8 protein-coding genes are annotated in these 14,316 nt (G+C 62.1%); 3 read left to right on the forward strand and 5 right to left on the reverse strand.

Translation table 11 applies throughout. The annotated features are described in order from the left end of the window. The first annotated feature begins 66 nt into the window (after nt 1-66). Together ASF66_RS07335 and ASF66_RS07340 are read left to right on the forward strand one after the other, a co-directional pair. Nucleotides 67-630 carry a peptidylprolyl isomerase gene (locus ASF66_RS07335; RefSeq protein ID WP_056843303.1) on the forward strand — a complete coding sequence of 188 codons (564 nt, stop codon included), beginning with the start codon at nt 67-69 and terminating at the stop codon, nt 628-630. 66 nt (nt 631-696) lie between these two features. Beyond that, complete coding sequence (locus ASF66_RS07340) at nt 697-2,526, forward strand: ABC transporter ATP-binding protein (RefSeq protein WP_049861144.1); 1,830 nt, start codon at nt 697-699, stop codon at nt 2,524-2,526. Between the two features lie 64 nt (nt 2,527-2,590). On the opposite strand, the gene ASF66_RS07345 is transcribed toward ASF66_RS07340, so the two are convergent. Further along, nucleotides 2,591-3,715: a GNAT family N-acetyltransferase gene (locus ASF66_RS07345; protein ID WP_056843304.1), complete on the reverse strand. Its 1,125-nt coding sequence runs from the start codon at nt 3,713-3,715 to the stop codon at nt 2,591-2,593. Between the two features lie 278 nt (nt 3,716-3,993). Here ASF66_RS07345 and ASF66_RS07350 point away from each other — a divergent pair, with 278 nt between their 5' ends. Then, the gene (locus ASF66_RS07350) at nt 3,994-5,277 is read left to right on the forward strand and encodes a putative porin (protein ID WP_049861101.1); all 1,284 of its coding nucleotides are present in this window, start codon (nt 3,994-3,996) and stop codon (nt 5,275-5,277) included. An 85-nt stretch (nt 5,278-5,362) separates the two neighbouring features. Here the strand turns inward: ASF66_RS07350 and ASF66_RS07355 are convergent, their stop codons facing one another. The 4 genes from ASF66_RS07355 to fadD2 form a co-directional block, all read right to left on the reverse strand. Continuing rightward, nucleotides 5,363-6,484, reverse strand: a complete 1,122-nt coding sequence (locus ASF66_RS07355; protein WP_049861102.1) for a beta-ketoacyl-ACP synthase III — start codon at nt 6,482-6,484, stop codon at nt 5,363-5,365. Nucleotides 6,485-6,560: 76 nt separating this feature from the next. Continuing rightward, a complete protein-coding gene (gene hrpA, locus ASF66_RS07360) occupies nt 6,561-10,472 on the reverse strand; it encodes an ATP-dependent RNA helicase HrpA (RefSeq protein ID WP_056843305.1) in 3,912 nt (1,303 codons plus the stop codon). 108 nt (nt 10,473-10,580) lie between these two features. Further along, nucleotides 10,581-12,278: a long-chain-fatty-acid--CoA ligase FadD1 gene (gene fadD1, locus ASF66_RS07365; RefSeq protein WP_056843306.1), complete on the reverse strand. Its 1,698-nt coding sequence runs from the start codon at nt 12,276-12,278 to the stop codon at nt 10,581-10,583. A gap of 260 nt (nt 12,279-12,538) precedes the next feature. Continuing rightward, the gene (gene fadD2, locus ASF66_RS07370) at nt 12,539-14,224 is read right to left on the reverse strand and encodes a long-chain-fatty-acid--CoA ligase FadD2 (RefSeq protein WP_056843307.1); all 1,686 of its coding nucleotides are present in this window, start codon (nt 14,222-14,224) and stop codon (nt 12,539-12,541) included. Nucleotides 14,225-14,316 lie beyond the last annotated feature (92 nt).

The raw sequence follows: 14,316 nt of genomic DNA on the forward strand, positions 1-14,316 counted from the left end.
GCCCCGAACGCTTGCGCCGCTTGCGGCTCAAAGCCTATGCCTCTCCCCCTCAAGGACCTCGTACAGATGCTGAAGAAAATCCTCCTGGCCGCCTGCTCCCTCTCCTTCGCAGGCCACCTGATGGCTGCCGATGCCCAGCACCCCCATGTGTTGATCGACACCAGCATGGGCGCAATCGAAGTCGAACTGGACGCGGTCAAGGCGCCGATCAGCACCGCCAACTTCCTCGCCTACGTCGACAAGGGCCATTACAACAACACGGTTTTTCACCGAGTGATCCCGGGCTTCATGGTGCAAGGCGGCGGCTTCGACGCCAACATGCGTGAAAAGCCCACCCAGGCCCCGATCAAGAACGAAGCCGACAATGGTTTGCACAACGTGCGGGGAACCCTCGCGATGGCGCGCACTCAAGTAAAGGACTCGGCCACCAGCCAGTTCTTCATCAATCAGAAGGACAACGATTTCCTCGACCACGGTGGTCGCGATTTTGGCTACGCGGTCTTCGGCAAGGTGGTCAAAGGCATGGAAGTGGTCGACAACATCGCCAACACGCCGACGACCACCAAAAGCGGCATGCAGAACGTGCCCAGTGATCCGATCATGATCAAATCGGCGAAACGCGTGGACTAAGCCGCGCGTCCTGCCGGCCATGTCTCAGCCAGGACCGTCAACCCGCACAGGAGAGCACGCTTGAGCATTTATCGCCGCTTCGAACAATGGATCGATATCTTCCGCGAAGCGCCTACGGAAACGCCTCCCAACAAGGTCCTGGCCTTCTACATCTACTACCTCAAGCAGGTCTGGCCCAGCTTCGCCACGCTGTTGGTGGTGGGCCTTATCGGCGCGCTGATCGAGGTCGCGCTGTTTCGCTACCTCAGTCGCATCATCGACATGGCCCAGGGCACACCCAACGTGCACTTCTTCAGCGACAACGCGCTGGAGCTGACCTGGATGATGGTGGTTGCGCTGGTTTTGAGGCCCATCTTCATCGGCCTGCATGACCTGCTGGTGCATCAGGCGATCAGCCCGGGCATGACCAGCCTCATTCGCTGGCAGAACCACAACTACGTGCTCAAACAGAGCATGAACTTCTTCCACAGCGACTTCGCCGGACGCATTGCCCAGCGCATCATGCAGACCGGCAACTCCCTGCGCGACTCGGCGGTGGCGGCGGTCGATGCGCTGTGGCATGTGCTCATCTATGCGATCAGCGCGCTGGTGCTGTTCGCCGAAGCCGACTGGCGGCTGATGATTCCATTGATTCTGTGGATCATCGCCTATGTGATTTCGCTGTATTACTTCGTTCCGCGGGTCAAGGAACGTTCGGTGGTGTCCTCCGACGCCCGCTCGAAGTTGATGGGGCGCATCGTCGATGGCTACTCCAACATCGCAACGCTCAAGCTGTTCGCCCACACCAGCATGGAGCAGCAATACGCCCGTGACGCGATCAGCGAGCAGACCGAGAAAACCCAACTGGCCAGCCGGGTGATCACGGCCATGGATTTCGCGATCACCACCATCAACGGTCTGTTGATCGTCGGCACTACGGGCCTGGCCCTGTGGCTGTGGACGCAGTCGCTGATTTCCGTGGGGGCAATCGCTCTGGCAACGGGCCTGGTGATCCGTATCGTCAACATGTCCGGCTGGATCATGTGGGTGGTCAACGGCATCTTCGAAAACATCGGCATGGTCCAGGACGGCCTGCAGACCATCGCCCAACCGGTCAGCGTGACCGACAAGAAGGGCGCGCCACGGCTCAAGGTCGACCGCGGCAACGTGCGTTTCGAAGACGTGCATTTCCACTACCCCAAGGGCGACAGCATCATCGAAGGCCTGACCCTGGATATTCGTCCGGGCGAGAAGATCGGGTTGATCGGGCCTTCCGGGGCGGGCAAATCGACGCTGGTCAACCTGCTACTGCGTCTCTACGACCTGCCCAGCGGGCGCATCCTGATCGATGGCCAGGACATTGCCGACGTGACCCAGGAAAGCCTGCGCGAGCAGATTGGCCTGATCACCCAGGACACGTCGCTGCTGCACCGTTCCATTCTCGACAACCTGCGCTACGGCAAGCCCAATGCCACCGAGGAGCAGGTCTGGGAAGCAGTGCGCAAGGCGCGTGCCGATGATTTCCTGCCGTTGTTGTCCGACAGTGAGGGTCGTCGCGGTTTCGATGCCCATGTCGGGGAGCGCGGTGTGAAGCTGTCCGGTGGTCAGCGCCAGCGCATCTCCATTGCTCGCGTGCTGCTGAAGAATGCACCGATCCTGATCATGGACGAAGCGACTTCGGCGCTCGACTCCGAAGTCGAGGCGGCGATTCAGGAAAGCCTGGAAACCTTGATGAAGGGCAAGACCGTGATTGCGATTGCCCACCGGCTGTCGACCATCGCCAAGATGGATCGCCTGGTGGTGTTGCAGAAAGGCAAGGTGGTGGAAATCGGCAGCCATACCGAGCTCCTGGCACAGCAGGGCCTGTATGCACGCCTCTGGCACCATCAGACCGGCGGTTTCGTTGGGATGGATTGATCCTGGCGCTCCCATGGCTCACAGGGCCATGGGAGCACCCCTGTAGAACCGGTCAATGAATGACTCAGGCCTGCCGATACGGCAACGCCTCCCGCGCTTGCTCCGCGTACCCCAGCACCCCCACCCGCTCCTCTTGCAGAAAATTCTCCACCGCAGCCCGCAATCCCGGATGCCGCAGGTAGTGCCATGACCGCGTGATCACCGGCTCGAACCCGCGGATCAACTTGTGCTCACCCTGGGCCCCGGCATCGAAACGCTGGATACCGTGGGCAATCGCATAGTCCATGCCCTGAAAGAAACAGGTCTCGAAGTGCAGACGGTCATATTCGGCCAGGCATCCCCAATAGCGACCATAGAAACTGTCGCCACCCAACAGACTGAAAGCCATCGCCACCGGCCGACGTTCATGGGTCGCCAACACCACGCGTATCGCCTCGGGCATGCGTTCGGCCAGTAGGCTGAAGAAGTCTCGGGTCAGGTAAGGCGAGCGCCCACGCACATGGTAGGTGTTGGCGTAGCAGGCATAGACGAAATCCCATTCGGCCTCGCTGACCTGCCCGCCCTCGCGCCATTCGAACTCGATGCCTTGCGCCCGTACCTGTTCGCGCTCCTTGCGCATCTGCTTGCGCTTGCGCGAGCTGAGTGCATCGAGAAAATCCTCGAAATCCCGATAGCCGCGGTTATGCCAGTGATACTGGCAACCCAGCCGTTCCATCCAGCCTTCCTCGGCGCCGATCAGCGCATCGAAGGCAGGATCGGTGAAATTGACATGCGCACCACTGAGTCCTTCCAGCTCCAGGTACCCCGGCACACTGCGCAGCAACTCGACGCCATACTCGGGCCGGCGCATCAACAAGCGTGGGCCGCTGACCGGACTGAACGGCACCGCCCCCAGCAGCTTGGGGTAGTAGTCGATACCGGCCCGCGCGCAGGCGTCGGCCCAGCCGTGATCGAACACATACTCCCCATACGAATGCCATTTACGATAGCTGGGCAAGGCCGCCACTAGCTGCCCCTCTTCGATCAGCACCAAGTGCTCCGGCGCCCAACCGGAGCGCTCGCCCAGACTGCCACTGTCTTCCAGTGCGCTGAGAAAGCCATGGCGCAGGAACGGTTGGGATTCGGGCAGCAGCACGTCCCATTGCGCGGCGTCGACGGCGGACAAGCTGGCAGCAACATGCAACGGCATCGGTAGGCTCCAATGGATGAGACGTGCCGAGCAGTATCGCGCAGCATCTGCCTGCGGTCACCCGCCAATACGGTGCCATCACTCGGCGAACGCTCTGGATCAATGCATACCGTCTTTTCAATGTCATCACTAAGCCATTGTTCTGACATTGTTTTGTCATCACCCCTCGCAATACTTGCGCCAGTTTTTCGGGGTCTGCCACGCCATCTGCCAGGCGTGTCCGAAAGCACTTTCAGGTTCGGCGCTTGCCGGCCTTTTTTTGCGATAGGGAGAATGTCATGCGTCGTGTTTCAACACTCACCAAGGTCAGCCTGAGCGCCACCGTTCTGATGGCCATCAGCAGCCAGGCCAGTGCTGCGGTCGATGCCAAGCTGCTCGACATGCTGCGCGCCAACGGCTCGATCAACGCCGCGCAATACGCCGAATTGAAGACCGAGCTGGACAGTGAGAAACAGGCCCAACAAGTGGCTGCCGCCGAACAATCGAAGAAGATGAGCGCATTCGACCAAAAAGTCGCCTGGGCCGCGAAGACCCAGATCAAGGGCGACGTGCGCCTGCGTCATGAAAGCATCAACGTCGACGGCGAACGTGATGGTTCCAGCGGCGACCGCAACCAGGACCGCCAGCGCATCCGCGCACGTCTGGGCGTCTACAGCGAGATCAACCCGCAGGTCGATGCCGGTATCCGCGTCGCCACCGGCAGCAGCGCCGATGCCCGCTCCACCAACCAGAGCCTGGATGGCGCCTTCAGCAAGAAATCCATCTGGCTCGATCAGGCCTACCTGGACTGGCACCCAACGGCCGTCAAGGACCTGCACCTGATCGGCGGCAAGATGAGCCAACCTTGGGTCAGCATGGGCGACGTGATCTGGGACGGCGACATCAACCCCGAGGGTGTGGCCGCCACCTACAAGCTGCCATTGGGCGGCGCCGAACTGTTCGGCAGCACCGGCTACTACGTGCTGACCGACAACATCGACGGTGAAGGTCGCCAGTTCGAACATGACCTGCGCATGTACACCGGCCAGGCCGGCGCGCGCTTCGCGCTGGGCGACAACGTCAAGATGACCCTGGGCGGCAGCGTCTATTCCTACGACAACGACAACGCGACCAACGCCGCTGCCGTACTGGCCGTCAACGGCAACGCCTCGACCGAATTCACCCTGTACGAAGGCTTCGGTCAGCTGGACATCACCGGCCTGCCCCTGCCGCTGTCGATCTATGGCCAGTACGTGGTCAACGGCGATGCCGAAGCCACCGCCACCGTCGGCAAGCAGGACACCGCATGGTTGACCGGCTTCAAGACCAAGTTCGCCGGTTTCGGCCTGGACTACAACTACCGCGACGTGCAACGCAATGCCGTGGTGGGCGCATTCACCGACTCCGACTTCGCCAACGGTTTCACCGGCTCGCGCGGCCACAAGGTCAAGCTGGGCTACGAGATCGACAAGAACTTCGCCGTCGGTGCCACCTACTTCCTGGCCGAATCCGACGTCGCCAGTCGTACCCGTACCGATGCCGACGTGAACACCCTGCAGCTGGACCTGGAAGCCAAGTTCTAAGCCTGCTCTCCTCGCTTCAGACAAAAGGCGCAAGCTGCGAGTGCATCGCAGGTTGCGCCTTTTTCATTGCCAATGCCGCCGTCGATCAGCGCTTGCGCAGAATCACGCTACCAATCGAATAGCCTGCACCGAACGAGCTCAGCACGCCGAGCGAACCCGCTGCCAGGTCGTCCTGATGGGTATGCAAGGCGATCACCGAGCCGGCCGAACTGGTGTTGGCATAGCGGTCGAGAATCACCGGCGCCTCCTCGACGCTGGCATCGCGGCCCAGCAGCTTCTTCACGATCAAGTGGTTCATGCTCAGGTTGGCCTGGTGCAGCCAGAACCGCCTGACGGCCTGCACGGCAATGTCGTTCTGCGCCAAGTGGGCGGCGATCAGCTCGGCAACCATCGGGCAAACTTCCTTGAACACCTTGCGACCTTCCTGGACGAACAGTTTGTCCTCTCCACCAGGCCCCAGCGCCTCCGCCCGATTCAGAAAACCGAAGTTGTTGCGAATATTGTTGGAAAACTGGGTCTGCAGACGGGTGCTGACGATGTCGAACTGGTGGGCCGAGGTCGCCAAGTCCGCACGCTCCACCAACACGGCAGTGGCCGCATCGCCGAAGATGAAGTGGCTGTCGCGGTCGCGGAAATTCAGGTGCCCGGTGCAGATCTCTGGGCTCACCACCAGCACCGCCCGCGCCTGTCCCAACTGCACGCTGTTGCTGGCTTGCTGGATACCGAAGGTGGCCGACGAACATGCTACGTTCATGTCGAAACCGAAGCCCTGGATACCCAGCGCCTGTTGCACCTCGATGGCCACCGCCGGGTAAGGCCGTTGCAGGTTGGAACAGGCAACGATCACCGCGTCGACGTCGGCAGCCGTGCGACCGGCGCGTTGCAGCGCCTGCTCCGCTGCAGCCACGGCCATCTGGCACAGAATCGACTGCTCTTCGTTGCTGCGCTCGGGCAGGTTGGGTTTCATCCGCTGCGGATCGAGAATGCCCGCCTTGTCCATGACGAAGCGGCTCTTGATGCCGCTGGCTTTCTCGATGAAGGCCGCGCTGGAGGGGGCCAGTGCCTGCACGTCGCCGCGCTCGATGGCCGCAGCGTTGTCTTGGTTGAAGGCGGCTACATAAGTGTTGAAAGACTCGACCAGCTCCTCGTTGGAGATGCTCTGGGCCGGTGTGTACAGGCCGGTGCCGCTGATGACGACGTTATGCACGGTCGTTCCTCTATTGTTAGGGGCAACTCAATCAGATGAATGCCACGCAAGCCCGAGTCGAAAGACCGGGCCGCACTCAGGCGTCCACTGCACTCCACTGCTTGCTCAAGCGCTTGTCCGACACGGGCACCTTGGTGCCCAACTGTTGCGCGAACAACGACACTCGATACTCCTCCAGCAGCCAGCGGTATACCTCCAGCTGTGGATCACGCTTGCCCTCCTGGCCATGCTTGTTCAGGCGTGTCTGATACTGGCTCCACAGATTAGCCAACTCGCCGCTCCAGACTCGATCTTTCTGCACCTGACCCGGCAGCTTCTCCAAGCGTAGCTCGACCGCCTTGAGCAGGCGCGGCATTTCCTTGAGCCAGGCTGCCGGGGTATCGCGCACGAAACCGGGATAGACCAGATGGCTCAACTGCTGTTTGATATCGTTCAGCGCCACGGCATGGGTCAGATCGATCTTGCCCTTGAAGCGCTTTTGCAAGCCATGCCACAGCTTGAGGATATCCAACGTCAGGCGCGCCAGACGTTCGGCGTGCTCTGCCCAGGCTCCGCGCTTGCGCTCGGCCAGTGCCGCCAGCGCCACACCGTCGCGCGGCAGGCTTGCTTCACCTTCCAGCACGCAACTGTCCAGGCTGGCCAGCAGGATGTCCTCGACGAGGGCTTCGACACGGCCGAGTTCTCGGTACAGCAGGCCCAGTTCGGTCTGGCCCGGCAACTTGCTGCGCAGGAACTTGGCCGGTTCGGCCAGTTGCTGCAGCAGCAGCCGCTGCAGGGCGCGTCGGTGCTGGTACTCGGCTTCGGCGCTGGTCGAGAACCGCCCTTCCTTGACCGTGCCGCCTTCCTCGACCAAGGCCGGGTAGACCGTCATCGACAGTCCGGCGATGTTCTGCTGGGTGGTCTGCTCGACCTTGGCGAACGCCTTGGCCTGCACCGGTTGCTGGCTCTTCGCGGTATTCGGCACCGCCAATGCGGCGCTGCTGGCCTCGGCGAAACGCGCGGTCAGCTCGGCCAGGTCACGTCCCTCACCAAGAAATTTGCCTTGGCCGTCGAGCACTTCGATGTTCATCCGCAGATGGCTGTCGACCTGCTGCGCGGCCTCGGCCCATGCCTCGTCGCTGACCCGCGCGCCGGTCATGCGTAGCAGTTCGCGGCCCAGGGCCTGGGGCAAAGAGCCTTCGCCGAAGGTCAGACGTGCGAGGGCGGCGCGAACGAAGTCCGGCACCGGCACGAAATTCTTGCGCAGGGCCTTGGGCAGGTTGCGCACCAGGGAAATGCACTTGGCCTCCAGCAACCCCGGCACCAGCCATTCCAGGCGCTCGCCCGGCAAGGCCGGCAGCAGCGGCGCGGGCACGCGCAGGGTGACGCCGTCGCGAGGGTGATTGGGCTCGAAGTGGTAGCTCTGCTGCAGGCTCAGATCGCCCAGACGCAGGGTGTCAGGATATTGCGCGGCTGTGACTTCGCTGGCCTCGCGGGCCAGTACGTCCTCTTCGCGCATGATCAGAAGATCGGGGTTCTTCTGGCTGTTGATCTTGTACCAGCTGTCGAACGTCGCCGTCTGGTGGATCTCGGCGGGCAGGCGCGCCTCGTAGAACCCGTAGAGGGTTTCTTCGTCGGCCAGAATGTCGCGTCGGCGGGCCTTGGCCTCCAGCTCGTCGAGCTGCTCGAGCAGCTGGCGGTTGGCCGTCAGGCACTTGGCCCGTGACTGGATCTCGCCGCGCACCAGCCCTTCGCGAATGAACAGCTCGCGCGACGCCACCGGGTCGATGGGTCCGAAATGCACCGGGCGACGGCCAACCACGATCATGCCGTAGAGGGTGATCTGCTCGAACGCCACCACCTGACCGCGCTTCTTCTCCCAATGCGGCTCGAAATGGTTTTTCTTGATCAGGTGCCCGGCTAGCGGTTCGATCCAGTCCGGCTCGATCTTGGCGACCATGCGCGCATACAGCTTGGTCGTCTCGACCAGCTCGGCGGCCATCAGCCACTGCGGCTTCTTGCGCCCCATGCCCGACGACGGATGCACCCAGAAACGACGCTGTCGCGCGCCCAGATAGTCGCCGTCTTCGGTTTTCTGGCCGATCTGGCTGAGCAGGCCGGACAACACCGCCTTGTGAAACTTGGGATAGTCCGCAGCGTCCTTGTTCACTTGCAGTTGCAGGTCACGGCAGATCAGGCTCAGTTGACGGTGCGCATCACGCCATTCGCGCAGGCGCAGGTAATTGAGGAACTGTTTGCGGCACCAGTTGCGCAACGCACTGGAGCCCAGTTCCTGACGCTGGGTTTCGAAACCACGCCACAGGTTGACCAGCGCGGCGAAATCCGAGTCGGCATCCTTCCACTGCGCGTGGGCCTGGTCGGCCGCCTGCTGACGCTCGGGCGGACGCTCGCGCGGATCCTGCACCGATAGTACGCTGGCGATGATCAACACTTCCTGCAAACTGCCCTGGCGCGCGCCTTCGAGCAGCATGCGTCCCAACCGTGGATCGATCGGCAAGCGCGCCAACTGTCGGCCCATCGGCGTCAGCTGGTTCTCGCGGTTGACCGCGGACAGCTCCTGCAGCAGGTTGAAGCCATCGCTGATGGCCTTGCCGTCCGGTGGCTCGATGAACGGGAAGCGGTCGATTTCGCCCAGGCGCAGGTGCAGCATCTGCAGGATCACCGCCGCCAGGTTGGTGCGCAGAATCTCGGGATCGGTGAATTCGGGGCGCGAGAGAAAATCCTCTTCGCTGTACAGGCGGATGCAGATGCCGGGCTCGACTCGGCCACAGCGACCCTTGCGCTGATTGGCGCTGGCCTGGGACACCGCCTCGATCGGCAGACGCTGGACCTTGGCCCGGTAGCTGTAGCGACTGATGCGCGCGGTGCCGCTGTCGATCACGTAGCGGATGCCGGGCACGGTCAGCGAGGTCTCCGCCACGTTGGTGGCCAGCACCACGCGACGCCCGGGATGGGACTGGAAAATGCGCTGCTGCTCGGCCGGCGACAGGCGCGCGTACAGCGGCAGGATTTCCGTGTGCCGCAGTTGAGCCTTGCGCAGCATGTCGGCAGCATCGCGGATCTCGCGTTCGCCGGGCAGGAACACCAGCACGTCGCCCGGCGTCTTGCGCTCGCTGCGCTCGAAGGCGGCGATTTCGTCGAGCGCCGCCAGAATCGCCTGGTCGACGGTCAGGTCGTTCTCGATCTGGTTGCCTTCTTCGTCCTGCTCGGCCGTCAGCGGTCGGTACCAGGTGTCGACCGGGAAAGTGCGCCCGGACACCTCGATGATCGGCGCATCGTCGAAATGCTCGGAGAAGCGCTGCAGATCGATGGTGGCCGACGTGATGATGACCTTGAGGTCGGGACGCCGTGGCAGCAGGGTCTTCAGGTAGCCCAACAGGAAATCGATGTTCAGGCTGCGCTCGTGGGCCTCGTCGACGATGATGGTGTCGTAGCGTTCGAGAAAACGATCATGCTGGGTCTCGGCCAGCAGGATGCCATCGGTCATCAGCTTGACCAGGGTATTGGCATCGCTCTGATCTTCGAAACGCACCTGGTAACCCACCAACCCGCCCAGCGGCGTCGCCAGTTCCTCGGCGACACGACTGGCCACGCTGCGCGCAGCGATCCGGCGTGGCTGAGTGTGGGCAATCAAGCCATGCTGGCCGCGGCCCAGCTCCAGGCAGATCTTGGGCAACTGGGTGGTCTTGCCCGAGCCGGTTTCGCCGGCAATGATCAGCACCTGATGCTCGGCGAGCACCTTCTTGATTTCATCGCGCTTGGCGGCAATGGGCAGACTGTCGTCGTAGCGCACGGTCGGCACGCTCAGCCGACGCGCCTCGACGCGAGCGAACGAAGCCTGGACTTTCTCGACCCACTGACCAAGCTTTGCCTCGTCGGGCCGCTTGCGCAGTTCATGCAACTGCCGGCGCAGGCGGTGACGGTCGCCGATCATGGCCTGGTCGAGGTTTTTCAGCAGCTGGTCAATCGAAGCGGTTTGGTCGGTCATCAGGTACGCAGAGGTCTTGGTGGGGTACGTCGAAGGTCACACCCCGCAATTGTCGCAGATTTGCGGGGGTTGTGTCGGTAGCACCCGGCACCCGGCACCCGGCAGGGATCAAGCCGATTTCTTGATGCCCAGCTTCTTCAGTTCTTCATCGCGCAGCTCGCGGCGCAGGATCTTGCCCACGTTGGTGGTCGGCAGCACATCACGGAATTCAACCGTGCGCGGAACCTTGTAGGCAGTGACGTTGGCGCGCATATGTTCCATGACCTTTTCCTTGGTCAGGGTGACACCAGGTTTGGCCACGACGAAGATCTTGATCGACTCGCCGGACTTTTCGTCCGGTATGCCGATGGCGGCGCACTGCAGCACGCCCGGCAAGGTGGCGAGGACGTCCTCGAGTTCGTTGGGGTACACGTTGAAGCCCGAGACCAGGATCATGTCCTTCTTGCGATCGACGATACGCATGTAGCCGTCGGGCTGGATCAGCGCAATGTCGCCGGTCTTCAGCCAGCCCTGCGCATCGAGGATCTCGGCGGTGGCCTCCTGGCGCTGCCAATAGCCCTTCATGACTTGCGGGCCCTTGATGCACAACTCGCCGATCTCACCCAATGGCAGTTCTTCGCCTGCATCGTTGATTATCTTGGCCAGAGTGGACGGCACGGGAATGCCGATGGTACCGATCTGGATGCGCTGGTTGGGGTTGACCGTCGCCACCGGGCTGGTTTCGGTCATGCCGTAACCTTCGCAGATGGCGCAGCCGGTCACTTCTTTCCAGCGCTCGGCGGCGGCCAGTTGCAAGGCCATGCCGCCCGACAGCGTGACTTTCAGCGCCGAGAAGTCCAGCTTGCGAAACGCCTCGTTGTTGCACAGGGCCACGAACAGCGTGTTGAGCCCGACGAAGCCGCTGAACTTCCACTTCGACAGTTCCTTGACCATCGCCTGCAAGTCGCGCGGGTTGCTGATCAGCACGTTGTGGTTGCCGATCAGCATCATGGCCATGCAGTGAAAGGTGAAGGCATAGATATGGTAGAGCGGCAGCGGCGTGATCAGTATTTCGCAGCCTTCGTCGAGGTTGGACCCCATCAAGGCCTTGCACTGCAGCATGTTGGCCACCAGGTTGCGATGGGTGAGCATCGCCCCCTTCGCCACGCCGGTGGTGCCGCCGGTGTACTGCAACACGGCCACTTCCGAGCTGGCCGGGTTGGCCTCGTTGACGATTTGGCCGCGCCCCTTGCTCAACACATCGTTGAACTTCACTGCCCGTGGCAGATGATAGGCCGGGACCATCTTCTTCACGTACTTGATCACGCTGTTGACCAGCAGACGCTTGAGCGGCGGCAGCAGGTCGGCGACTTCAGTGACGATGACATGGCGGACGGACGTCTTGGGGACGACCTTTTCCGCCAGGTGCGCCATGTTGGCCAGGCACACCAGGGCCTTGGCGCCGGAGTCCTTGAACTGGTGCTCCATTTCCCGCGCGGTATACAGCGGGTTGGTATTGACCACCACCAGGCCTGCGCGAATCGCACCGAAGACCGCCACCGGATACTGCAGGACGTTGGGCAACTGCACCGCAATGCGATCACCCGGCACCAGGTCGGTGTTCTGCTGCAGATAGGCGGCGAAGGCTCCCGATAGCTCGTAAAGCTCACCGTAGGTGAGGGTCTTGCCCAGGTTGCTGAACGCCGGCTTGTCGGCGAAGCGCTGGCAGGACTGCTTGAGCACTGCCTGGATATTGGGATACATGTCTGGATCGATATCCGCCGCGATTCCAGCCGGATACTTATCCTTCCAGAAATTTTCGATCATGGAAGCCCACTCCTCCAGCGCCAGCGAATCTTCACCGCATTCGATGCGATTATTATTGATATGTCAGCACGACCCATACAGGTCCGAATGCCGAAAAGCGCGCCGAGAGTAGCAGCTTTGCCATGAGGCGACTAGAGGCTGAAGGTGGCCAATCGGTCACCATTGTGACCGGATTTACAGTTTGGGTCACATCGACTTCAGGTTGTATTCGAGCTCGCTGGCGCCCGTCTACCACGCCAGCGACAACCTCATCAGCTACATCAACCGTCGCGCAGTTCACGTCGCAGGATCTTGCCCACGGGTGTCATCGGCAAGGCGTCGCGCAGGACGATTTCCCGTGGCAGCTTGTAGCCGGTGAAGTTGGCCTTGCAGTAGGCCATCAGCTCAGCCGTGGTCAGCTGTGGATCACGGGCCACCACGAACAGCTTGACCGCCTCGCCGGAGCGCTCGTCCGCTACCCCGATGGCCGCGCAATTGGCAACCTGAGGATGCGCCATGACCACGTCCTCGATTTCGTTCGGATAGACGTTGAAACCCGAAACGATGATCAGGTCCTTCTTGCGGTCGACGATGCGCACGTAGCCATCGGGATCGATGACGGCGATGTCGCCGGTCTTGAACCAGCCGTGCGCGTCCAGCGCCTCGGCGGTCGCCTCGGGCTGCTGCCAATAGCCGCGCATCACCTGCGGACCCTGGATGCACAGCTCGCCACGCTCGCCCAGCGGCAACTCGGCCCCTTGGTCGTCGATCACCTTCAGCCCGGTGCCGACCACGGGAATGCCCACGCTGCCGATGCGCGCGCTCTGGCCATAGGGATTGGTGCAGGCCACCGGCGACGTCTCGGTCAGGCCGTAGCCTTCGACGATGCGGCAGCCGGTCAGGCTTTCCCAGCGCTCGGCCGTGGCCTTGACCAGCGCCGTACCACCGGAGTTGGTGACCTTGAGATGGGAGAAATCCAGGGAGCGAAACTCGGCATGCTCCATCAATGCCACAAACAGCGTGTTCAGGCCCAGCAAGGCGGTGAACTTCCATTTCTTCAGCTCCTTGATGAAGGCGCCGATATCGCGGGGGTTGGTGATCAGCACGTTATGGTTGCCGGTGACCATCATGCACAGGCAGTTCGCCGTGAACGCGTACACGTGGTAGAGCGGCAGCGGCGCGATCATCACCTCGTGGCCTTCGCGCAGGATCGTCTGGCCCTGCTCGTCGAGCTGGCGGAAACAGGCCCTCACCTGCAGCATGTTGGCGACCAGATTGCCATGAGTGAGCATGGCGCCCTTGGCCAGCCCAGTGGTGCCGCCGGTGTATTGCAGCACCGCGAGGTCATCGAGGGTCGGCGTCACCGGACGGGGTGGCGACCCCGCGCCTTGCGCCAGAATCGTCTTGAAGGGTATCGCCTGGGGCAAATGGTAGGCAGGGACGCGCTTCTTGACCTTGCTCACCAGCGTGTTGATCAGCCAGCCCTTGGCAGCGGGCATCAGGTCGCCCAGACGGGCTTCGATCAGGTATTCCAGCTTCGTGTCCTGCAGCACCTGCTCGACCTTGTCGCCGAACAGGTTGAGGTAGACCAGCGCCCGTGCTCCGGAATCGGAGAACTGATGGCGCATTTCGCGCGCGGTGTATAAAGGGTTGGTATTGACCACCACCAGGCCGGCGCGCAATGCACCGAACACCGCAATGGGGTATTGCAGGACGTTGGGCAACTGCACCGCGATGCGGTCGCCGGGGATCAGGTCGGTGTGCTGCTGCAACCAGCTGGCGAAAGCGGCGCAGTACCGGTCGAGCTCGGCATAGCTCAGGGTCACGCCCATGTTGCTGAAGGCCGGACGCTGGGCAAAAGTGGTACAGGAGCGGTCGAACACATCGACAATGGAGGTGAATTCACCGACCGCAAGAGTGTGGGGCACGCCCGGCGGGCGCTTGTCGTTCCAGAAATCAGGATGCATTATTATTGTCCTCTGATTCGAAGCCCGCCCGGCCATTGCGCCTGCGGTATGCTGCCGACGTTAGCAGCTGCCGCAACCGACGCAAATGCGCA

The organism is Pseudomonas sp. Leaf129, from assembly GCF_001423465.1.
GTDB classification, from domain to species: domain Bacteria; phylum Pseudomonadota; class Gammaproteobacteria; order Pseudomonadales; family Pseudomonadaceae; genus Aquipseudomonas; species Aquipseudomonas coleopterorum.